Here is a 22609-nt window from a genome sequence, read left to right as displayed (position 1 = left end):
CGACCCGACATGACCCAAGCACTTATCGAACTGTCCAACCTGGGCTTCAGTTGGCCCGGTCACCCACAGTTGCTGGACATCCCGGACTTTCGCCTGCAAGCCGGTGAGACCCTGTTCCTGAAGGGCCCCAGCGGCAGTGGCAAGACCACCCTGCTGGGTCTGCTGGGCGGCGTTCAGAAGCCCAGCCAAGGCAGCATCCGCCTGCTGGGCCAGGAGTTGACCGAGCTTTCGGCCGGCGCCCGCGATCGCTTTCGCGTCGATCACACCGGCTACATCTTCCAGCAGTTCAACCTGCTGCCCTTCCTCTCGGTGCGCGAAAACGTCGAGCTGCCCTGCCACTTCTCCAGGCTGCGGGCCAGCCGCGCCGTGCAGCGTCACGGCAGCGTCGACCAGGCCGCAGCCACCCTGCTGGCCCACCTGGGCCTGAAGGACCCCGGCCTGCTCGGTCGTCGTGCCGACTCGCTGTCCATCGGCCAGCAACAGCGGGTCGCAGCGGCCCGGGCACTGATCGGCCAACCGGAACTGGTGATCGCCGACGAGCCCACCTCGGCACTGGACCACGACGCCCGGGAGGCCTTCCTCCAACTGCTGTTCGCCGAATGCCGCGAAGCCGGGGCCAGCCTGCTGTTCGTCAGCCATGACCAGAGCCTGGCTCCCCTGTTCGATCGCCACCTGTCGCTGGCCGAACTCAATCGCGCTACCCAGCCTGTCGAGGTCTGAGATGTATCTGTTCCGCCTGGCCATGGCCAGCCTGGCCAACCGCCGCTTCACCGCGATCCTCACCGCCTTCGCCATCGCCCTCTCGGTCTGCCTGCTGCTGGCAGTGGAACGAGTGCGTACCGAGGCCCGCGCCAGCTTCGCCAGCACCATCAGTGGCACCGACCTGATCGTCGGCGCCCGCTCCGGCTCGGTGAACCTGCTGTTGTACTCGGTGTTCCGCATCGGCAACGCCACCAACAACATCCGCTGGGACAGCTTCGAACATTTCGCCAGCAACCCGAAGGTGAAATGGGCGATCCCGATTTCCCTGGGCGACTCCCATCGCGGCTACCGGGTGATGGGCACCACCGACGCCTACTTCCAGCACTACCAGTACGGCCACCAGCAGAATCTGCAACTGGCGGTGGGCCGAGCCTTTGCCAGCGATCCCTTCGAAGTGGTGCTGGGGGCCGAAGTCGCCGAGGCCCTGCACTACCAGCTGGGGGACAAGCTGGTCCTGGCCCATGGCGTGGCGGCCATCAGCCTGGTCAAGCACGACGACAAGCCTTTCACCGTCGTGGGCATCCTCAAGCGCACCGGTACGCCGGTGGACCGCACCCTGCACATCAGCCTGGGCGGCATGGAAGCCATCCACATCGATTGGCACAACGGCGTGCCGGCCCGCGGCGAGGGCCGGATCAGCGCCGACCAGGCACGCAACATGGACCTCACGCCCCAGGCCATTACCGCCTTCATGCTGGGCCTGAACAGCAAGATCTCGACCTTCGCCCTGCAACGGGAGATCAATGAATTTCGTGGCGAGCCGATGCTGGCAATCCTTCCCGGCGTGGCCCTGCAGGAACTCTGGAGCCTGATGGGCACCGCCGAGAAAGCCTTGTTCGTGGTGTCGTTGTTCGTGGTCCTGACCGGGCTGATCGGCATGCTCACGGCGATCCTCACCAGCCTCAACGAGCGTCGCCGGGAAATGGCCATCCTGCGCTCGGTGGGCGCCCGTCCCTGGCACATCGCGACCTTGCTGGTGCTGGAAGCCTTTGCCCTGGCCCTGGCGGGCGTGCTGGCGGGACTCGCCCTGCTGTACCTGGGCATCGCCCTGGCCCAGGGCTACGTGCAGTCGAACTACGGCCTGTACCTGCCGCTGGCATGGCCCAGCCAGTATGAGTGGACGCTGCTGGGCGGTATCCTGATCGCCGCTCTGCTGATGGGCAGCGTGCCGGCCTGGCGCGCCTACCGGCAATCCCTGGCCGATGGCCTGTCGATCCGTTTATGAGCCCTGGTTTATGAAGACCCAACGCTTGCTGCGCTCCCTCCTTGTCCTGTCGCTGCTGTTCAGTTCGCCGCTGTGGGCAGCAGGGGCGCCGAAGGACCTGACCTGGTCGGAAATGATCCCGCCGGACGCGCCACCGGAAGTGCCGAACATGAAACCCCTGCACGACCTGTCGCAGATGAGCGATGCGTTGTCCGCAGAATCGGCCCCTGCCGCCAAGCAGGACCTGCCCAATGCACCGGTGGTGAAAAGCCTGGACGGCCAGGCGGTGCGCCTGCCCGGCTACATCGTGCCCCTGGAGGTGAACGAGGAAGGGCGCACCACGGACTTCCTCCTGGTGCCCTACTTCGGCGCCTGCATCCACGTACCGCCGCCGCCGTCGAACCAGATCGTCCATGTCACCAGCGAAATCGGCGTGAAGCTCGATGAGCTGTACCAGCCCTATTGGGTCGAGGGCGACATGCAGGTCAAGCCGTCCAGCAGCGAGCTGGCGGATGCCGGCTACCAGATGGCGGCCCAGAAGATCTACGTCTACGAGCTGCAAGAGTGAGCGTTGGTCACAGGGCCCCTTCCAGGCCGGGCGCCCCGGGAAACGATGGCAAAAGAGTGCGGGGCAAAAGAATAGTTCAGCAGCGCAGTGAGGGTTCGCGATTTCATTGAGCTGAGTCAAGGTGGTCAACTTGACGATCCTTACCATTGGACATAGCCAATTTGAATCGTCCTTTGGAGCTCCCATGCATAAGTCCCTGCTCAGCGCCTCCCTGGTTGCGCTCGCACTCGCCGCCCCGATCGCCAACGCCCACGAAGCCGGTGACATCATCGTTCGTGCCGGTGCGATCACCGTCAATCCGAAAGCCAACAGTTCCGACGTCAAGGTCGATCGCGGTCCACTGGCCGGCGCCAACCTGGGCGGCAAGGCGACCATGAGCAGCGACACTCAGCTGGGCTTGAACTTCGCCTACATGCTGACCAACAACATCGGTATCGAACTGCTGGCCGCCACGCCGTTCGAACACGACGTGAAACTCAAGAACACCGCCCTGTCCCCGGCCAACGGCAAGCTCGGCACCCTCAAGCACCTGCCGCCGACCCTGAGCGTGGTGTACTACCCGCTGGATCACAAGTCAGCATTCCAGCCCTACGTCGGTGCCGGTATCAACTACACCTGGATCTACGACGAGCACGTTGGCAGCCGCGCCAGCGAAGCCGGTTTCGACAACTTCCGCGCCAAGAATTCCTGGGGCCTGGCCTGGCAGGTCGGTGCCGACTACATGCTGACCGAAAACATCATGATCAACGCCCAGGTGCGCTACATCGACATCGATACCCGTGCCTACGTGGACAACAACGCGGTGGCCCAGGGTACCCGCGCCAAGGTCAACGTCGACGTCGACCCGATGGTCTACATGGTTGGCCTGGGCTACAAGTTCTAAGCCCGAACCACACGAAAAAGGCGCCCCTGGGGCGCCTTTTTCATGCCTGCAACAACCTTCAACGTCCCAGCAAGCGGGCCAGGCCGACACTCAGGGAGGTCGGTTCGGGAAACGTGAAGCGCTGCAGCAAACGCTGGTTGCCGGCCCGCGAATGACGAATGTCGCCGGCACGGGCAGGACCATAGCTGACAGGCGGCAACTGGCCCACCACCTCGGCCAGGGCGGCGAGCATCTGGTTGAGCGTGGTGGCCTGGTTCAGGCCGACGTTGACTGCGCCCACCTCCAGCTCGGGGGCCTCGATGGCCTGCAGCAATACCTGCACCAGGTCGCCGATGTAGACGAAGTCCCGGGTCTGCTCACCATCGCCGAACACGGTGATCGGCAAACCTTGCTGGACCCGCTCGCAGAAGATGCTGATCACCCCGGAATACGGTGACGATGGATCCTGGCGTGGACCGAAGATATTGAAGAAACGGAAGATCGCCGGCTCCAGGCCATGCTGGCGCCGGTAGAAGTCCAGGTAATGCTCGCTGGCCAGCTTGTCGCTGGCATAAGGAGTCAGCGGAGCCTTGGCGGTCTCCTCGTCGATGGACAGGCCTTCGCCATTGTTGCCATAGACCGCGGCGCTGGACGCGAACAGCACCCGCTTCACGCCCTGCTGGCGCATGGCCTCGCAGACATTCAGGGTACCGATGAAATTGCTCTGGTGGGTCTGCACCGGATCGTCCACCGACGCTTGCACCGACGCTACAGCTGCCAGGTGCACCACCGCAGTGCAACCCTGCATGACCCGGTTCACCAAGGCGGCATCGGCGACATCACCCTCGATCAGTTCGATGCGTGGATTATCCAGTTGCAGGTTGCCGGGCTTGCCGGTGGACAAGTCATCCAGCACACGTACCGAGTAGCCCTTGGCAAGCAGGGCGTCGGCCAGGTGCGAACCGATGAAACCGGCGCCGCCGGTGATCAATACAAGGCCGTCAGCCATGGCGATAGAACCTATCCAGTAAGGCCGGGAGAGCGGCACGCCAGGCGCGCGGCTTGATCCCGAACGTGTGAAGAATCTTCTTGCAGGCCAGCACCGCGTGCTGCGGTTCCTCGGCGGCATCGGCGAAGGCCGCGTGGGCCTGCGCGGTGGGCGCCTCGATGGCCAGCGGGTGCAGTTGCCGCGCCTCGCCGAGCACTGCCTGGCCCAGGGCCAGGGGCGTGGTCGCTTCCTGGCCGGCATAGTGGTAGGTGCCCCAGAGCGGCGCGGCGCAATCGAGTTGCTTGAGCACCGAGATGATCACCCGCGCGGCATCGTCCACCGGCGTCGGGTTGCCCCGGCGGTCATCCGCCATGAGCAATTCCTGCGCCGACTCGGCGCGAGTCAGGAAGCGCCCGAGAATGCCTTCGGCGCTGTCATCCAGCAGCCAGCCGAAACGCAGCAGCACGTGTTGCGGGCAAGTCGCGCGCACGCTCTGCTCGATGCGCCACAGCGCCTGGCCATGCAGGCCCAGGGGCACCGGTTCGTCCTTCTCGCTGTAGGCGGTGGCCCGGGAGCCATCGAACACCCGATAGCTCGAAGGCTGCACCAGGATGATGTTGTGGTGCTGGCAGAGCTCGGCCAGTCGTTCGACCGCCCGTTCCTGGCCACCCAGGCGCGCCTCGCTCACCGCCTCCGCCTGGAACCAGTCGAAGTAGTAAGCCAGGTTGATCAGGGCGTCCGGACGGGTGTCATCGAGCAGTTGCGTGAGACTCGCGGCGTCCCAACCGTCTTGCGGCGGACGAGGTGCGAGGAAATTGATGTCTTCCTCCGCACCCAGGCGAATCAGCGCCTGCCCAAGGGCATTTCCGCCGCCCAGTAACATAAGGCGCATTCGCATAGAGTCAGCAGGCCCAGTCTGTTCAGAACGATGGTTTGGATTGGTCAACCCCGGGGGCTCGACCGTCGAGAATTGCCAGAATCGTTGCATTTTGCGGGTTTGTGGCGCAACCGTCACTGAGAATGTGCGATCCGCCCTCCCGCCAACGACTGTAGGCGCTGACGCCCTGCACCCCTCCAGCCGCCTCGGACAACAGCGCGGCCGCTGCCGGGCGGATGCTTGCAAGTTGCCCCGGGCGGCCGCATAACTTCACCCATGAACCCTGTCGAATCCGCGAACCAGCCCCTGGACGGTTTCCATCCGGCCGTCCGGGCCTGGTTCCAGCACACCTTCACCGCCGTGACCACGGCCCAGGCCCGCGCCTGGCCGTTGATCGCGCAGCGGCGCTCGACCCTGGTCGCCGCCCCCACCGGATCGGGCAAGACCCTGACGGCCTTTCTCGCCGTGCTCGACGACCTGGTGCACCAGGGCCTGGCCGCGGGCGGCCAACTGCCGGACGCCACCCTGGTGGTATACGTCTCGCCGCTCAAGGCCCTGAGCAACGACATCCAGGTCAACCTGCAGGAACCCCTGGCCGGCATCACCGAACAGTTGCGCCTGATGGGCCTGCCGGAGCTGGCCATCCGCACCGCCGTGCGCACCGGCGATACGCCGCAGAAAGACCGCAATGCCATGCGCAAGAGCGCGCCGCAGATCCTGGTCACCACCCCCGAATCGCTCTACGTGCTGCTGGGCTCGGACTCCGGGCGACAGATGCTGGCCAGTACCCGGACAGTGATTGTCGACGAGATCCATGCCCTGGCCGGCAACAAGCGCGGCAGCCACCTGGCCCTGAGCCTGGAACGGTTGCAGGCGTTGTGCAGCGAACCCTTGCTGCGTATCGGCCTGTCCGCCACGCAAAAACCCATCGAGGCGGTATCGCGGTTCCTGGCCGGACACCAGCGCCCCTGCGAGATCGTCGACATCGGCCACTCCCGCCCCCGTGACCTGGCGATTGAAGTACCGCCCGTACCCTTGTCGGCCGTGATGGCCAACGACGTCTGGGAACAGGTGTACGAGCGCATCGCCAACCTGGCGCGGGAACACCGCACCACCCTGGTGTTCGTCAACACCCGGCGCCTGGCCGAACGCCTGGCCCGGCACCTGAGCGAGCGCCTGGGCCGACAGGCGGTGGCCGCCCACCACGGCAGCCTGGCCAAGGAACAGCGCCTGGAGGCCGAACAGCGCCTCAAGGCCGGCGACCTGCAAGTGCTGGTGGCCACCGCGTCCCTGGAACTGGGCATCGACATCGGCGATGTCGACCTGGTGTGCCAGATCGGCTCGCCAGGCTCGATCTCGGCGTTCCTGCAACGGGTCGGCCGCTCGGGCCACCAGGTGGGCGGTACGCCCAAGGGTCGCCTGTTCGCCCTGACCCGCGACGACCTGATCGAATGCACCGCACTGCTGGACTGCGTGCGCCGCGGTGAACTGGACAGCCTGTCGATTCCCCGAGCGCCCCTGGATGTCCTGGCCCAGCAGATCGTCGCCGAAGTCAGCTGCCAGGAATGGCCGGAAGCGGCCCTGCTGGAACTGCTGCGCCGGGCCACGCCCTATGCCGACCTGGACGCGCAGCACTACCAGGCGCTGCTGCAGATGCTGGCCGAAGGCTTCAACAGCCGCCAGGGGCTGCGCAGCGCGTACCTGCACCGCGACGCCCAGGCCCGGACCCTGCGTGGACGCCGAGGCGCGAAGCTGACCGCGGTCACCAGTGGCGGGACCATTCCCGACAACGCCGACTACAGCGTGCTGCTCGAACCCCAGGGCTTGAACATCGGTAGCGTCAACGAAGACTTCGCCGTGGAAAGCATCGCCGGCGACGTGTTCCAGCTGGGCAACACCTCCTATCGCATCCTGCGGGTGGAGGCCGGCAAGGTGCGAGTCGAAGATGCCCAGGGGCAACCGCCAAGCCTGCCCTTCTGGCTCGGTGAAGCCCCCGGGCGCAGCGCCGAACTGTCGGCAGCGGTGGCACGCCTGCTGGCCCGCCTGGACGAGCTGCTGGGCGCCGCGCCCGGCCAGTTGCAACCGGTCATCCACTGGCTGCACCACGAACTGGGCCTGGACCTGGCCTGCGCCGAGCAACTGGTGGACTACCTGGCTCCGGCCCGCCTGGCCCTGGGCGCGCTGCCGTCCCAGGACACGCTGATCATGGAACGCTTCTTCGACGAGTCCGGCGGCACCCAGCTGGTGATCCACAGCCCCTTCGGCAGCCGCGTCAACCGCGCCTGGGGCCTGGCCCTGCGCAAGCGCTTCTGCCGCACGTTCAACTTCGAGCTGCAGGCCGCCGCCAGCGAGGACGCCATCGTCCTGTCGCTCTCCACCAGCCACAGCTTTGCCCTGGACGAGGTGTGGCGCTACCTGCACAGCAACAGTGCCGAACACATCCTGATCCAGGCCCTGCTCGACGCGCCGCTGTTCGGCGTGCGCTGGCGCTGGAATGCCGGGGTGGCCCTGGCACTGCCGCGCTACAGCGGCGGACGCAAGGTGGCGCCGCAGATCCAGCGGATGAAAAGCGAAGACCTGATCGCCAGCGTGTTTCCCGACCAGATCGCCTGCCTGGAAAACCTCGCCGGCGAGCGGCAGATCCCCGACCACCCGCTGGTGGAGCAAACCCTGGACGACTGCCTGCACGAGGCCATGGACAGCGAGGGCTGGCTGCACCTGCTGCGGCGCATGGAACAGGGCCAGGTACGCCTGCTCAGCCGCGACCTGCCAGCGCCTTCGCCCCTGGCGGCGGAGATCCTCAGCGCCAAGCCCTACACCTTCCTCGACGATGCGCCCCTGGAGGAGCGTCGTACCCAGGCCGTACTGGCCCGGCGCTGGAGCGATCCGACGGCCAGCGACGACCTGGGCGCCCTGGACCCGGGCGCCATCGCCGCAGTGGCCGAAGAAGCCTGGCCAGCTGCGGCCAGCGCCGATGAAATGCACGAAGCGCTGATGAGCCTGGCCTGTATCAGCGTCGCCGAGGCCCGAGCCAATCCCGGCTGGCCCGAATGGCTGCAAGCCCTGGCGAGCCAGGGCCGTGCCTGCTGCTTGCAGGCCGGCCCCGACGGCGGTTTGTGGCTGGCCCTGGAACGCATCGGCTGTCTGCGGGCCCTGTATCCCCAGGCCACCTTGCAACCTGCGCTGCTGCCAGTGCCCGGTTTTGACCAGGCCTGGGAGGAACAGCCGGCCCTGGTGGAGCTGATTCGCGCCCGCCTCAGCGGCTTCGCCCCCCTGACCCTGACGCAAATCGCCGCCCCCCTGGGCTTGCCCGCCGCGAGCATCAGCCAGGCACTGATGCAACTGGAGGCGGAAGGTTATGTGCTGCGGGGGCGCTTCAGCCCTGGCGGCAGCGAAGAGCAATGGTGCGAACGCCACCTGCTGGCCCGGATCCACCGCTACACGGTCAAGCGCTTGCGCCGGGAGATCGAACCGGTGGCGCTGCAGGACTTCATGCGGTTCCTGTTCGACTGGCAGCGCCTGTCCGCGAATACTCGGGGCGAAGGCAGCGCCATGCTGACCGAGGTCGTGGGCCAGTTCGAGGGTTACCCCGCAGCCGCCTCGGCCTGGGACAGCGACCTGTTGCCGGCCCGCCTGAAGGACTATTCCGGCCACTGGCTGGATGAACTGTGCCGCAGCGGCAAGGTGGCCTGGAGCCGGATCAATGCCAGCGGAAAACCCGCTGGCGGCGCCTTGCGCAGCACGCCGATCGTTCTGCTGCCCCGGGCCCAGGCGCCCCTCTGGAACGGCTTGGCCACCCCCTCCGACATCGAGCTGTCGGCCAAGGCGCAGAAGGTCCATGACGTGCTCGGCCAGCACGGCGCGCTGTTTTTCGATGAACTGCTGCACGAAAGTCGCCTGCTGCGCAGCGAACTGGAAAACGTGCTGCAGGAACTGGTGGGGGCCGGGCGGGTGAATGCCGACAGTTTCGCCGGCCTGCGGGCCCTGATCACCCCTGCGAGCAAGCGCCAGCACCGCAGCAGCCGGCGTGGGCGTGGGGCTTTCAGCGGTGGCATGGACGATGCGGGCCGCTGGGCCCTGCTGCGGCGCCTGTCGAGCCAGGACCAGGCGAGCACCCTCGAGCATGTGGCCATGACCCTGCTACGCCGCTACGGCGTGGTGTTCTGGCGCTTGCTGGAGCGCGAGGCCGACTGGTTGCCCAGCTGGCGCGAGCTGCTGCGTACCCTGCATCGCCTGGAAGCCCGTGGACAGATCCGTGGCGGACGTTTCGTCAGCGGCCTGGCCGGTGAGCAATTCGCCCTGCCGGAAGCGATCCCGCTGCTGCGCGAGGTGCGCCGCCGCCCCCATGACGGCAGCCTGGTCGCGGTGTGTGGCGTCGACCCGCTGAACCTGGCCGGCACCCTGCTGCCCGGCCCCAAGGTCCCGGCCCTGAGCGGCAACCGCCTGGTGTATCGCGATGGGCTGCCGGCTGCCGCCGAGATCGCCGGCACCCAGCATGTCTGGCTGGAACTGGAACCCGGGGAAGCCCAGGCCTTGCGCAACAAGCTGGTGCAGCACCGCCTGTAGCCGTTGGCGCCTGGACCTGCCGGGGCGGCAGCACCAGGCTCACTGCGGGCGCGGCGACTCGGGCAGCAACAGCGCCGACTCGTCCTGCTCCGGCTCGTCCTCATGGATCCGCCGCGCCGGCAACATCACCTGTTGTGGATAAGTCTGGGCGAAATGGACCCACGGCGAGTTATCCACAAGCTTCTTCAAGCGCTGGTTGAATGCCCGGGTCACCGCGTACTGGCCGCCGGACACGGTGCGGAACTGCGCCGTCAGCACCACGCCGTTGAGGTCCATCTTGTCCACCCCGAACACATCCAGGCCACCTTGCAGGCTGTACTTGAGGAACGGATCGTCGCTGATGGAGCGCCCGGCCTCGCGAATCAGCTCGATGGCCTTGTCGACATCCGAATCGTAGGTGAACTGCACCGAGAAGAAGGCGAAGGCGAACTGCCGCGACTGGTTGGTGACCGCCTTGATCTGGCCGAACGGCACCGAGTGCACGAAACCCTTGCCATCGCGCAAGCGCAGGGTACGGATGGTCAGGCCTTCCACCGTACCGGCGTGGCCGGAATCCAGGACCACCCAATCACCGACGGACAGCGTGTCCTCGATGATGATGAACAAGCCGGTGATCACGTCCTGCACCAGTTGCTGGGAACCGAAACCGATGGCCAGGCCGACCACCCCGGCACCGGCCAGCAGCGGTGCGACGTTGATCCCCAGGTTGGCCATGGTGGTGATCGCGCAGATCACCACCAGGATGATTTTGATCGCGTTGCGCAGCAGCGGCAGGATGGTCTTGACCCGGGTACTGGGCTGGCGCGCGGAACGCTTGTTGACCGGTGGTTTCAGGGCCTCCTGGATCGCCGTGTCCAGCACCACCCAAAGCAGCCAGGTCACCAGGAAGATCAGCCCGATGCTGCTCAGCGAATCGCTGATGGCCCGGCCGACGGAGTTGCGCTGGGCGAACTCGAACAACGAGAGGCCCCAGATACGCCCGAGGATTTCAATGAAGGCTATCGCCATGACGATCCGCAGCAACGCATGCAGCAGGCTGAGAAAGCGCTCCTTGTAGGCGCTGCTGCGCTGGATCGACTGGGCACTGCGGGACTTGAACAGGTGCTGCAGCAGCGTGCTGAGAAAGACCGTGGCAATCAGCAGCGCGGTGGTCAGCAGGGCACAGCGCAGGGCCTCCTGGCTGTCCTCGCCAGCGCCGATCAGGTTGACCGCCGAGACCAGTGCCATCAGCAGGATCGGCCAGTACCAGAGCCCGGAAAAGATCCGCAGTGACTCCTGCAATGCCGGCTGCCTGAGACGCTGGGACAGCGGGCGGTTGCGGATCAGCTGCGCCACCGGCCGGCGCAGGCGGATCACCAGCACGGCAAAGATCACCGTGGCCAGCAAGCCGGTGAGCACCGCCACGCTACTGGTGATATTGCCACCCAGCTGGCGGGCGATCTGCGGGCTGGTCAGGGCATCGCTGAGGGCCGCCAGAAAGCCCATGAGAAAAAGCGGCTTGGGGCAATAGTCGCGGATTATCCGGACCGCCGGACGCTTGTGCCCCACGTTGAACAGCACGATCAGGCACAGCAGCACCGAGGTGGAGACGATGCCGCTGCTGGTGGCATACGCCAGGCACAAGGCCAGGGCCCGGCCTGCCGAGCCGGGCAGCGAGTGACTGGCGTACAGCGTCAAGGGCAGGCTGACCAGCGCCGGCAAGGTATAGGGCAACAGGTATTCCAGCAGGGCCTGGCCCCGGGGACGGGCCAGCAACCAGCGCTGTTGCGCCAGGCGCCGAACCAGCCAGCCCCCCAGCAGCGTCAGCAGGGCGAAGCTGGCAAGCCAGGCGCCGGACAACACCAGGAAGTCCCCGGCCACGCTCCAGCCGGAACGGTCCGAGGGCTGGTTGACCAGGCGTCCTACTTCGTCAACCGCACGATCGGCGCGCAAACGCCAGGCGTCGATCAGGTTCTGGTTGAGATCGAGCTTGTCCTGGACTTCATCGATGCTCGAACTGATGGCGCCCAGCAACCCGCCCTCGACCAGCAACTCGGGCTTGGCCGGACTCTCGGCCGGGGCGTTTGGCGCAGGTGCGGCATCCAGCTCGCTGCTGCCCAGCAAGAGCAGCACCCCGAGCAGAATCGCGGTCTTGAAATTCAACACAACGCGGGGCTCCTTCAGCAGGGTCTGTAAGGAACTGATCAGCAAACGTCCGGCAAGTTCGCTTCAACTGCCCACTTGGCCGTGACTTTCCAGCCGATCACTGGCCCCGGGCGGCACCGAAGCGGTTGCGATACTCGCTGGGCGCAAGGCCGGTGATCTTCCTGAACAGGCTGCGAAAGGTCGCCGGGTCCTGGTAGCCCACGGTCCAGGCGATGTGATCGATGGTGCCCGTGGTGAACTCGAGCATTTCCCGCGCCTTGCCCACCCGCAGATGCTGGCAGTACTGGGTCGGCTTGAGCCCGGTGGCCGCGCGGAAACGCCGCAGCAGGGTCCGCTCCTCGAGCCCCGCCTGCCGGGCCATCGCCGCCAGCGATACATCCACCGCGCCATTGGCCTGCAGCCAGTGCTGCAACTTGAGGATCGCGGCATCGCCATGGCTGAGGATCGGGGCGAAGTTGCTGCCGCACTGGCTGGCGCTGTCGCTGTGTTCCATCACCAGAAAGCGCGCGGTCGCCCTGGCCACCCCGGGCCCCAGCAAGCGGTCCACCAGGCGCAACCCCAACTCGGCCCACGCCATCAGGCCCGCAGTGGTGATCAGGTCGCCATCGTCGACGATGGGTTGCTCGGCCTCGAGCCGTACCTGTGGATAACGAGCGGCAAAAGCCTTGGCCGACGTCCAGTGGGTGGTGGCGCTGCGCCCATCGAGCAAACCGCTCTCGGCCAGGAGGATAGAACCCACGCAGACGCCTCCCAGGGTCGCGCCAGCGGCATGCTGCTCACGCAGCCAGCCCACCAGCGCCGCGGACGACTGGCTGGAGCAGAACCCGGCCAGCGCCGGTGGGATCACCAGCGCCTGCAACCCTGCGGTGGCGCCGTCCAGGCTGTCATAGGTCCGCCTCGGCGCCTGTTCGTCAGCGGCCTGCCAATGGCTGATCCGCAACACCGGCAACGCCCCCTGGGACTGCTCGCCGGCCACCCGGTTGGCCACCTGGAACAGGTCCGTCAAGCCGTGCACCGCAGCCATCTGCACGCCCGGGTAAAGCAGTACGCCCACTTCGGCAACCGTGGCTTGAATGCCCACTGTCAGTTTTCCCCCTGTTAATGTCGATGCGGCCAATCCTCCAGGCAATGCGACAGGCCGATACTGGCCCCACATCGAACCATCACTTGGAGGCAATACCCATGGCCAGACAGGCACTCATCGTAATCGATATCCAGAACGACTACTTCGCCGGAGGCAAATGGCCGCTGGCGGGGGTCGATGCCGCAGCGGACAACGCCGCGCGGCTGATCGCGGCCTTTCGCCAGAAGGCCGCCCCGGTGCTGCACATCCGCCACGAATTCAACACCCAGGACGCGCCCTTCTTCACCCCCGGCTCCGAGGGCGCGCAGTTGCACGCCAAGGTTCGCAACCAGGGGGATGAACCGGTGGTGCTCAAGCACTTCGTCAACGCGTTCCGCGAAACCCGGTTGCAGTCGATCCTCCAGCAACAGGGCATCGAGGAACTGGTGATCGTCGGCAACATGAGCCACATGTGCGTGGAAGGCACCACTCGGGCCGCAGCCGACCTGGGCTATCCGGTACAGGTGATCCACGATGCCTGCGCCACCCTGGACCTGGAGTTCAACGGCCAGGCAGTACCGGCGGCCCAGGTCCAGAGCGCAGTGATGTCGGCCCTGGCCTTCGCTTATGCCAGCGTCCTGTCCACCGACGAGTTCCTGGCCACGGCCTGAATCCGCACCTGAAGCTCAACGGGTCGCATCTTGTGCAAGGTTGTCCGGCCAGCACGGACAACCTTAGCCCTGGTCATTGCACGACAAACTAGCAAGAACAATGATTGAACAGTCAATCAACTAAGGCCCGATTGAAAACAGTCAGCGAAAACCCAACTCATGAGAATGAGTTGCATTACCCAGGATAAATCTACTTCAACGCCTAGTTACCGTGAAAGTTTAATCAATCAATTCAACTAAATGGCCACCAAAACAAGCCAGCTACTTAGTAGCCGGCTAATAGTTAGTACCGATTTCAACTCATCATTTAAAACCACCATTTGAACTCTTCCTCCGCCGCAACCCCGAAAACATTGGCGATGCAGCACCCTTAATAGCTTTTCAGAATACTTTCCCAACGAGCCATAAAACTGCGTTATGAGCCACTTCATTCGGTGCGCTTGCAAAAGCCAGGGCCTTGACTAACTTGATAGCTACTCGCCACTGAAGCGCTGTTCAGCCGCTAGAAAACCAATAAAAACAGCCGAGGACTCTCCCGCAAACACGCTCGAACTCGAACTACCGACACCGACATGGAATCAGTCAATTCAATCAAGAGGGACGCTTGATGAAGCGCAGTTCGTTGCCTCGTGCCTTTTCATTAAAGGGTACAGCTGAAAACTATTGGCTCTCGTTAGTGCTGTTTTCGGTCCTGGTGATCGCCAGCTTCCTGTTGTTCGAAGAGCAGATTCAGCAGTTGCTCGAACATCTGGGCAACTTCCTCCCCACCGATCCCGTGCAGCGCACCAGCCTGGCCCTGCTGCTGGTCGCCCTGCTGGCTCTGGATGTCCTGCTGCCGGTGCCTTCCAGCCTGGTGGCGCTCCTGGCCGTGGCCGCCCTGGGGGCCGTCGGCGGTTACCTGGTGATCTTTGTCGGCCTGTGCCTGGGTGCCGCCCTGGGCTACTGGCTGGGGGCCGGCTACTTTCGCCTGCTGTCCAGCTGGCTGGGCCTGCGGACCTGGCAGCCCGGCCAACTGGCCTATCGCCTCAGTACCCTGTCGCTGATCTGCCTGCGGGGAGTGCCGGTCCTGGCGGAAACCTCAGTACTGGCCGCCGGCATGCAGCGTTATCCGCTGCGCCAGTTCCTGTTGGTCACGACCCTGGCCAATGCCGGGCTGGCCCTGGCCTACGCAGCCATCGGCAGCCTGCTGGTGGAACAGAACGCCCTGCTGGCGACCATCCTGGCCAGCATGGTCCTGCCGGGCCTGCTCCTGGGCGCTCGTAGCCTGTTCAAGCCACGCCGCGTGCAGCCCCCTACCGATCAGGGGCAGGTACTGGAGGGGCGCTTCGAGGTCAGCTATCACTACCCGGTGCTGTTCAGCGACCACCTGTTCCAGGTCGACAACCCCTGCCTGCACCAGCAACTGCTGCACCAGGCCGGCGCACGCGCCACGGTGCTGGTTCTGGCCGATGAACAGTTGCTGCGCTGCTGCCCGCAACTGGCGCAACAGATCGGCGAGTACTTCAGTGCCCATGCCACCGACCTGCACCTGAAGGCCGCGCCGATTCCCGTGCCAGCCGGCGAGCTGTGCAAGACGCCCGAAGTCCTGCAGCAGCTGTACGGGCACATGCTCGAACACGGCCTGGATCGGCATTGCCATGTCCTGGCCCTGGGCGGTGGCGCGGTGCTGGATGCCGTGGGATATGCCTGCGCCACCTTCCACCGTGGCATGCGCCTGATCCGTATCCCCACCACCGTGCTGGCGCAGAACGATGCCGGCATCGGAGTGAAGAACGGCATCAACGCCTTCGCCCAGAAAAACCTGCTGGGCGCCTTCTACCCCGCTAGCGCCGTGATCAACGACTTCCAGTTGCTGCTCAGCCTGTCGCCCCGCGACCAGATCGCCGGCCTGGCCGAAGCCGTGAAGGTCGCGGTGATCAAGGATGCGCCGTTCTTCCAGTGGATGGAGCAGCAGGCCGAAGCCCTGGCCGGTTTCGAGCACGACGCCAGTCGCTATGCCATCCGCCGCTGCGCCGAACTGCACCTGGGCCATATCACTGGCGCCGGCGACCCCTTCGAGCGTGGCAACGGCCGGCCACTGGACTACGGCCACTGGGCCGCGCACAAGCTGGAAAACCTCAGCCAGCATCGCTTGCGCCATGGCGAAGCGGTCGCGGTGGGCATGGCCCTGGATGCGCTCTACGCCAATGCCATCGGGCTCCTGGGCAACGCCGATACCCGGCGCTTGCTGCAACTGCTCGACCAGTTGGGTTTTCACCTGTGCCCGCCGGAGCTGAACCTCAAGGATGCCCAGGGACGCTTCCTGGTGCTGCAAGGGCTGGAGGAGTTCCGCCAGCACCTGGGCGGGCAACTGTCGATCCCTATGCTCAAGCGCCTGGGACAATCGATCGACCTGCATCACATCGAGCTGCCGGTGATGGAGCAGGCTCTGTCGCGCCTGGCCAGCTTCGGCGGGCCGAACTTCGCCTGGACCGAGGGCTGCGCGCAATGACCCAGTCCTCGCTGACCACCTGGCTGACCCTGGGCCGGGTCTCCAACCTGCCGACGGTATGGACCAACGCCATGGCCGCCGCCCTGCTGGCCAGCAGTGCCACGGCCCTGGCCCCGCCCTCGCCGCTGGTCTGGACCCTGCTGCTGGTAGCCCTGTCGGCGCTGTACCTGGCAGGCATGCTGCTCAACGACCTGCTGGACGCCGACTGGGACCGGCGCCACCAGAATCCGCGACCGATCGTCCTGGGGCTGGTCAGCAGCACCCAGGTCAGCCTGGCCACCGCCATCCTGTTGTTGCTGGCGGCCCTCTCGGTACTCGGGCTCAGCCACCTGATCGCCCAGCCCCACTGGTTGCTGGCCAGCGCCGGGCTGCTGTTGCTGTTCATCCTGGCCTACGACCTGCTGCACAAGAAGTATCCCCACAGCGTCTGGCTGATGGGCGGCTGCCGCTCGGCCCTGTACCTGACCGCGGCGGCCAGCCTGGCCCTGCCGCCGCAACCGCTGTGGCTGTGCGCCGCCCTGCTGGGCAGCTACATCGCCGGCCTGACCTACCTGGCGCGGCTGGAACATCGCAACCAGCTGCTCAGCCGCCTGCCGCTGCTGCTGATGCTCAGTCCCCTGGCCCTGGCCGCCTACGCCGACAACAGCGTGTTCTGGCTGGTGCTGCTGCTCTGGCTGGGCTGGCTGGGCTGGCACTACCAACGCCACCTGGCCAATCCCCGGCAGCGGCAGATCCGCGCCTTCATCGGTGCCGGGCTCGCCGCCCTGCCGCTGTTCGATGCCCTGGTACTGGCCCTGGCCAACCAGCCGCTGGGCAGCCTGCTGTGCGTGCTGGTGTTCTTCCTGCTCCCCCACCTTCAACGCTGGATCAAGCCGACATGACCACGGACGTCATCACCCCCTCGCCTGCCCTCGTCATGCGCCATGAAGCCCTTGTCGAACGCCGCCGGCTGCTGGAACAGCAGTTGGACAACGACACCCGCATCTGGTGGCAGCGCAGCCTGGAGCAGTTGGCCAACCAGCCGACGGCCAATTCCCTGGTGCTGCTCAGCAGCCAGTGCCGGCGGCGCCTCGGCGATACGCCAGTGCCACAGAACCCGGGCTGGAACCTGGCACAGCTGGCTCGCGCGGTGCTCCTGGGACAATTGCTCGAACAGCAGGACACCGCGGGACAGTTGCCACTGCTGCGCCAATTGTTCCTGTGGGGCGACGACCAGGAAAAAAGCGTCCTGCTCAAGATCCTGGACGACCTCGACAGCCAGGGCAGCAGCCTCGAGCTGGCCTTGCAGGCCGGGCGCACCAACAACCGCGAGGTGTTCGCCGCCATCGCCCTGGACAACCCCTTCGTCGCACGCCACTACCAGGACCGGGCCTTCCATCAACTGGTGCTCAAGACCCTGGGCATGGGCCTGGACTGCGGGCGCATCGCCGGCCTGGCCCAGCGCCACAGCGTCGACCTCAACCAACTGGCCCTGGAGCACATGGAGGAACACCTGGCGGCGGGGCGCAACGTCAGCGACAGCCTGCCTCAGGCCATTGCCTTCAAGCAGCTGAGCCCGGCCCAGCTCCAGCGCCTGCGTGGCTTGTGCCAACAGCGCCGCCTGCCGGCGCACTGGCTGGGGCACCTCCCGTCCGGTACCTGAAACGCCCGCCACGGCGAGCGTCGAGTTTCCTCCACCACTACCTCAAGGATTCACCATGGCCAAGTACTTCGATCCGCATATCCATATGGTCAGCCGCACCACCGACGACTACCAGAACATGGCCGCCGCCGGCATCACCGGGGTCATCGAGCCGGCGTTCTGGCAAGGTCAGGCCCGCACCAGCGTTGGCAGCTTCATCGATTACTTCGACACCCTGCTGGGCTGGGAGCGCTTTCGCGCCAGCATGTTCGGCATCCATCATTTCTGCACCATTGGCCTGAACCCCAAGGAGGCCAACGACCTGTCGGTGGCCAACGAAGTGCTGGAGATCCTGCCGCGCTACCTGGTCAAGGATGGCGTGGTGGCCGTCGGGGAGATCGGCTACGACGACATCACCCCCGAAGAGGATCGTTTCCTCGCCGCGCAACTCGAGCTGGCCAGGCAGTTCAACCTGCCGGTGCTGGTACACACCCCGCACCGGGACAAGATCGGCGGGACCAAGCGCACCCTGGCGGTGATCCGTGAAGTGGGGATCGCCGAACACCTGGTGATCATCGATCACCTCAACGAACTGACCCTGCCCCTGGTGCTGGACAGCGACTGCTGGCGCGGGCACTCGATCTACCCCAACACCAAGATGTCGGAGCAGCGCATGGTGGCGCTCCTGCAGCAGTACGGCACCGAGAAGATGGTGGTCAACAGCGCCGCCGACTGGGGCATCAGCGACCCGCTCAAGGTGCCCAAGACCGGACAGGCGATGCTGGCCGCCGGCTTCAGCGAGAGCCAGGTGGAACAAGTGCTGTTCCACAACCCGGTGGACTTCTTTGCCCAGAGCGGACAGCTGGACAAGCACCTGGTGGGCACCCCGTTACCCATCGACCAGCGTCGCCAGTGGCAGGACAACTCCGCCCTGCGGGGCCAGGAACCGGTGGTCAAATGAGCGGGCGGACCGGCTGGAGCGCAGCGCAACTGGGCTACTGCGGCAACGTGCACCCGGCGCCGGACCTGGCCGCCCTGCGGGCCTCGATCCGGGAACAGTTCCAGGAGGTACGCCGGCAACGCGGGCTGGCGGTCCAGGACAGCGGCCTGTGGATCAGCGCCCGGGCCGCCGCCGAGTTGCAGGAGCCGCAGGCTCGCGAGGCCTTCCTCGACCTGCTGCACGAGTGCGGGGTGCGCCTGACCTCCCTCAATGGCTTTCCCTATGGCCAGTTCCATGAGGGCGCGGTGAAGGCCGAGGTCTACCGGCCAACCTGGGCCGAACCGCAGCGCCTGGAATACAGCCTGCAACTGGCCCACCTGCTGGCCGCCGCCCTGCCCCTGGACTGCCACCAGGGCGTGATCTCCAGCGTGCCCCTGGGCTACGCCGCCACCTGGGACCCGGCCCAGCAGCAACAGGCCGAGCAGCAGTTGTGCCAACTGACCGCCGAGTTGGCCAGCCTGCATCGCCAGAGCGGCAAGAAGATCCAGCTGTGCCTGGAGATGGAACCGGACTGCGTGCTGGAGAACACCGAGCAGGCCATTGCCTTCTTCAGGCACTGGCGCAGCGTCGACCCCCATCATGGCTACCTGGCCCTGTGCTTCGATGTCTGCCACCAGGCGGTGATGTTCGAGGACTGCTACCAGGCCCTGCAGCACCTGCTGGAGGCTCGGGTGCCCGTGGGCAAGATCCAGCTGTCCAACGCCCTGGTGTGCCAGTTGCCGTTCGCCGACCGTCAGCGCCGCGAACAGGTCCTGCAAGCCCTGGGCAACTTCGTCGAGGCCACCTACCTGCATCAGGTCAAGGCGCGGGATGCCGAAGGCCAACTGCTGGCCTGGGCCGACCTGCCGGCGGCGTTGCAAGCGGCGCCAGCGGTCCAGGGGCACTGCCCGCAACTGCGCATCCATTTCCATGTGCCGCTGTTCAGCGAACAGTTCCTGCTGGCCGAGCTCCACGGCAGCCAGCAGGCCCTGCTGCAGACCTTCGACTTCCTGGCCGAGCATCCGCACTTCCAGCCGGTGCTGGAGGTCGAGACCTACAGCTGGAACGTGTTGCCCGGCGCCCTGCGTCCGGATACCCAGCAGGCCTTGCTGCGAGGCATCGCTGCCGAGTTGCAATGGGTCGAGGGGCAACTGCGTCAGCGCCAGCTGCTGCGTGCCCAGTCCAGTGCCCTGGAGGCGCCCGCCCATGCCTACTGAGCATGCCCGCCAGCCGTTGCTGCTGATCAACGTAGTGGGCCTGACCCCCAGCCTGCTGGGGCCGGCCACGCCACGGATCAATGCCCTGCGGCAACGGGCGCAGATGGCTCGGCTGCTGCCGGTATTCCCGGCCGTGACCTCGACGGTGCAGGCCTCGATCCTCACCGGGTTGCCTCCCTCGGGGCACGGCATCGTCGGTAACGGCTGGTACTTTCGCGACCAGGCCGAAGTGCGCTTCTGGCTGCAACCCAATGCCCTGATCCAGGGCGAGAAGGTCTGGCACACCCTGCAACGGGAACTCCCGGGCCTGCGCTGCAGCCAGCTGTTCTGGTGGTTCAACATGTACGCCGAGGTCAGTGCCGCCATTACCCCGCGCCCGCACTATCCGGCGGATGGGCGCAAGCTGTTCGGCCTGTATTCGTCGCCGGCGGACCTGCACCAACGCATCGAGCAGCAGATCGGCGAATTTCCGTTTCCGGGTTTCTGGGGCCCGGCGGCCGGGATTGCCTCCAGTCGCTGGATCGTCGACTGCGCCATGGCCGAATTCCAGATCACCCGCCCCGACCTGCAACTGGTCTACCTGCCGCACCTGGACTACAGCCTGCAACGCGTAGGGCCCGAACACCCATCCATCGCGGACGAGGTGCGGGCCATCGATCATGAAGTCGGACGCCTGCTGGACTTCGCCCGGCAGCAGGGTGCGGCGGTGATGCTGGTTTCCGAATACGGCATCGAACCCGTGCAGCAGTCGATTTCCATCAACCGCATCCTGCGCGAGCAAGGTTTGTTGCAAGTGCGCCATTCCGTGGCCTGGGAGCTGCTGGACCCCGGCGCCAGCGCCGCCTTCGCGGTGGCCGACCACCAGATCGCCCACGTGTATGTACGCCGGCCCGAGGACGTGGCCCGGGTCAAGACACTGCTCCTGCGCCAGCACGGTATCGAGCAGGTACTGGACAAGGCCGAGCAACGGGCCTGGCAACTCGACCACCCACGCAGTGGCGAGCTGGTGGCGTTGGCCGCACCGGGCTTCTGGTTCGATTACTACTACTGGTTCGACGACCGCCTGGCCCCCGACTTCGCCCGTACCGTGGATATCCACCGCAAGCCGGGCTACGACCCGCTGGAGCTGTTCGTCGACCCGGCGATCCGCTTTCCCAAGCTGCGGGTAGCCCGCCGGCTGCTGCAGAAGAAACTCGGCTTTCGCTACTACATGGACCTGATCCCCCTGGATACCGGGCTGGTACGCGGCAGCCATGGACGCTTGCCGAGCAGCCCCGAGGTCGGGCCGCTGCTGATCACCGATTGCGATTTACCACTGCCGGAGCAGTTGCCGGCCACTGCGGTAAAGCACCTGCTCCTAGCGCATTTCCTAGGGCGCCCCGATGAAGACACGGCTCCGGCCAAGGAGATTCCATGCGGCGAACCATCCCTATAGTCGTGCTGAGTGTGCTGAGCGGGCTCGCTCAGGCACAGAGCACGCCCGCCTTCAATTGCAGCAACTTCCTGACGTTCAATGGGGATCAGGCCGGCACCCTGACCACGTTCAAGCAGAGCCCGGAGACCATGGCCTGGAACTGGTTCGTGTGCCTGAACGAACCCGATCCGTCGAAGAGCTCGCAAATGGTCTGGGAATCCTTCAAGCCGTCCGACGAGGTGTACCTCGGCAACGGCGGACCTCCCCTGCCCTACAACATGCCTGCCAACGTTCCGGCCCCGGTGACCCAGGCAGCCAGTGGCATCCCCGGAATGGACCCCAAAGGGTTGTTCCTGAACCTGGGCGACGACCGTGACGGCAGCACCAACAACGGTATCCAGCAGGTCGATGGCCTGGCCCTCTACATGGGCAACAAGGCGCCACCGGCGCAGGCTGGCCAGCCCGTGCGCTTCCACCTGTTGATGGGCGAGCAGACCTACAACTACATCGTCCAGCTGAAGGTCTACAACCGTAACGGCCTCGCGGCCCTGACCCAAGACCTGGTGTTCCCCGACACGGCCTGGGAACTGAAGACCTCCTGGCTGTGGATCGGCGGCGACGACGCGTTCAAGCAGCAGTTGAGTGGCCAGGGTTACTACATCGCCCAGGGCTATTACATCGACAAGATGGGCAACTACCACGTGGGGTTTGCCGGTCTCAGCGGCATGCATGTGATCAACAAGCTGACCCCCGACTGGGCATGGACCACCTTCGAGAACCGCCACAACTCCGACTACACCGTGACCAACCAGACGCCGCCCGAGCCGCTGATCAACACCACCGGGCCGACCGACGCCGCCAAGCCGGTCAATGCCCAGTTCCAGCAGCAGCACCCATCGCTGGCGCAGTACGAACTGATCGGTGTGGAGTACGACCGCAATCAGCCGGAGCCCAAGCTGCTGGCCAACTCGCAGTTGGAGTCGGCGTTCCAGAGCAGCTCCTCGTGCCTGGCCTGCCACAACACTGCCGCCATCAAGAAGAACACCTTCTTCGACTTCGCCCTGCCGGAGAACGACGGCATCGTCTATCCCACCAGCGTACTGCCGGATGAAAAATTCATCGGTTACCACAGGCTGGATTACGTCTGGTCGCTGAAACGCGCCCAATGGAAACGCTAAGGA

At 65.6% G+C, this 22609-nt stretch carries 17 protein-coding genes; 13 read left to right on the top strand and 4 right to left on the bottom strand.

The window, feature by feature from the left end:
* Positions 1 to 9 precede the first annotated feature (9 nt).
* The 4 genes from LGQ10_RS22765 to LGQ10_RS22750 all read left to right on the top strand — a co-directional run bounded on the left by LGQ10_RS22765 (position 10) and on the right by LGQ10_RS22750 (position 3417).
* Positions 10 to 720, top strand: a complete 711-nt coding sequence (locus LGQ10_RS22765; protein ID WP_058435348.1) for an ABC transporter ATP-binding protein — start codon at positions 10 to 12, stop codon at positions 718 to 720.
* Between the two features lies 1 nt (position 721).
* Entirely contained in the window at positions 722 to 1987 is a 1266-nt protein-coding gene (locus tag LGQ10_RS22760; RefSeq protein ID WP_058435347.1) for an ABC transporter permease, read from the top strand.
* Positions 1988 to 1997: 10 nt separating this feature from the next.
* The gene (locus LGQ10_RS22755; RefSeq protein WP_413247565.1) at positions 1998 to 2534 is read left to right on the top strand and encodes a DUF3299 domain-containing protein; all 537 of its coding nucleotides are present in this window, start codon (positions 1998 to 2000) and stop codon (positions 2532 to 2534) included.
* 184 nt (positions 2535 to 2718) lie between these two features.
* On the top strand, positions 2719 to 3417 hold the full coding sequence (locus LGQ10_RS22750) for an OmpW/AlkL family protein (RefSeq protein WP_058435346.1): 699 nt from the start codon (positions 2719 to 2721) through the stop codon (positions 3415 to 3417).
* A gap of 58 nt (positions 3418 to 3475) precedes the next feature.
* Here the strand turns inward: LGQ10_RS22750 and LGQ10_RS22745 are convergent, their stop codons facing one another.
* Together LGQ10_RS22745 and LGQ10_RS22740 are read right to left on the bottom strand one after the other, a co-directional pair.
* The gene (locus LGQ10_RS22745) at positions 3476 to 4405 is read right to left on the bottom strand and encodes an NAD-dependent epimerase/dehydratase family protein (RefSeq protein ID WP_226523263.1); all 930 of its coding nucleotides are present in this window, start codon (positions 4403 to 4405) and stop codon (positions 3476 to 3478) included.
* On the bottom strand, positions 4398 to 5282 hold the full coding sequence (locus LGQ10_RS22740) for a sugar nucleotide-binding protein (protein ID WP_226523262.1): 885 nt from the start codon (positions 5280 to 5282) through the stop codon (positions 4398 to 4400). The genes LGQ10_RS22745 and LGQ10_RS22740 overlap by 8 nt, the downstream gene beginning before the upstream one ends.
* A gap of 255 nt (positions 5283 to 5537) precedes the next feature.
* On the opposite strand from LGQ10_RS22740, the gene LGQ10_RS22735 reads away from it, so the two are divergent.
* On the top strand, positions 5538 to 9827 hold the full coding sequence (locus LGQ10_RS22735) for a DEAD/DEAH box helicase (RefSeq protein WP_226523261.1): 4290 nt from the start codon (positions 5538 to 5540) through the stop codon (positions 9825 to 9827).
* A gap of 39 nt (positions 9828 to 9866) precedes the next feature.
* On the opposite strand, the gene LGQ10_RS22730 is transcribed toward LGQ10_RS22735, so the two are convergent.
* Positions 9867 to 11972 carry a mechanosensitive ion channel family protein gene (locus LGQ10_RS22730; RefSeq protein WP_226523260.1) on the bottom strand — a complete coding sequence of 702 codons (2106 nt, stop codon included), beginning with the start codon at positions 11970 to 11972 and terminating at the stop codon, positions 9867 to 9869.
* 97 nt (positions 11973 to 12069) lie between these two features.
* Complete coding sequence (locus tag LGQ10_RS22725) at positions 12070 to 12996, bottom strand: GlxA family transcriptional regulator (RefSeq protein WP_413247633.1); 927 nt, start codon at positions 12994 to 12996, stop codon at positions 12070 to 12072.
* Positions 12997 to 13154: 158 nt separating this feature from the next.
* Here LGQ10_RS22725 and LGQ10_RS22720 point away from each other — a divergent pair, with 158 nt between their 5' ends.
* From LGQ10_RS22720 to LGQ10_RS22685, 8 genes are all read left to right on the top strand, one after another.
* Positions 13155 to 13706, top strand: coding sequence for a cysteine hydrolase family protein (locus tag LGQ10_RS22720; protein WP_226523258.1), 552 nt, complete (start codon positions 13155 to 13157; stop codon positions 13704 to 13706).
* Between the two features lie 607 nt (positions 13707 to 14313).
* On the top strand, positions 14314 to 16197 hold the full coding sequence (locus tag LGQ10_RS22715) for a 3-dehydroquinate synthase (RefSeq protein WP_226523257.1): 1884 nt from the start codon (positions 14314 to 14316) through the stop codon (positions 16195 to 16197).
* Complete coding sequence (locus LGQ10_RS22710; RefSeq protein ID WP_058435457.1) at positions 16194 to 17078, top strand: UbiA family prenyltransferase; 885 nt, start codon at positions 16194 to 16196, stop codon at positions 17076 to 17078. The genes LGQ10_RS22715 and LGQ10_RS22710 overlap by 4 nt, the downstream gene beginning before the upstream one ends.
* The gene (locus LGQ10_RS22705) at positions 17075 to 17839 is read left to right on the top strand and encodes an EboA domain-containing protein (protein ID WP_226523256.1); all 765 of its coding nucleotides are present in this window, start codon (positions 17075 to 17077) and stop codon (positions 17837 to 17839) included. Before LGQ10_RS22710 ends, LGQ10_RS22705 begins: the two co-directional genes overlap by 4 nt.
* A gap of 55 nt (positions 17840 to 17894) precedes the next feature.
* A complete protein-coding gene (locus LGQ10_RS22700) occupies positions 17895 to 18779 on the top strand; it encodes a TatD family hydrolase (protein ID WP_226523255.1) in 885 nt (294 codons plus the stop codon).
* Positions 18776 to 20014, top strand: a complete 1239-nt coding sequence (gene eboE, locus LGQ10_RS22695) for a metabolite traffic protein EboE (RefSeq protein ID WP_226523254.1) — start codon at positions 18776 to 18778, stop codon at positions 20012 to 20014. Before LGQ10_RS22700 ends, eboE begins: the two co-directional genes overlap by 4 nt.
* Positions 20004 to 21449, top strand: a complete 1446-nt coding sequence (locus tag LGQ10_RS22690) for an alkaline phosphatase family protein (protein WP_226523253.1) — start codon at positions 20004 to 20006, stop codon at positions 21447 to 21449. The genes eboE and LGQ10_RS22690 overlap by 11 nt, the downstream gene beginning before the upstream one ends.
* Positions 21428 to 22606 carry a hypothetical protein gene (locus LGQ10_RS22685; protein ID WP_226523252.1) on the top strand — a complete coding sequence of 393 codons (1179 nt, stop codon included), beginning with the start codon at positions 21428 to 21430 and terminating at the stop codon, positions 22604 to 22606. The genes LGQ10_RS22690 and LGQ10_RS22685 overlap by 22 nt, the downstream gene beginning before the upstream one ends.
* Positions 22607 to 22609 lie beyond the last annotated feature (3 nt).

The organism is Pseudomonas sp. L5B5 (assembly GCF_020520285.1).
GTDB lineage: Bacteria > Pseudomonadota > Gammaproteobacteria > Pseudomonadales > Pseudomonadaceae > Aquipseudomonas.
The sequence above is the reverse complement of the archived record's forward strand: the minus strand, read 5'-3'. Positions and strand labels throughout refer to the sequence as shown.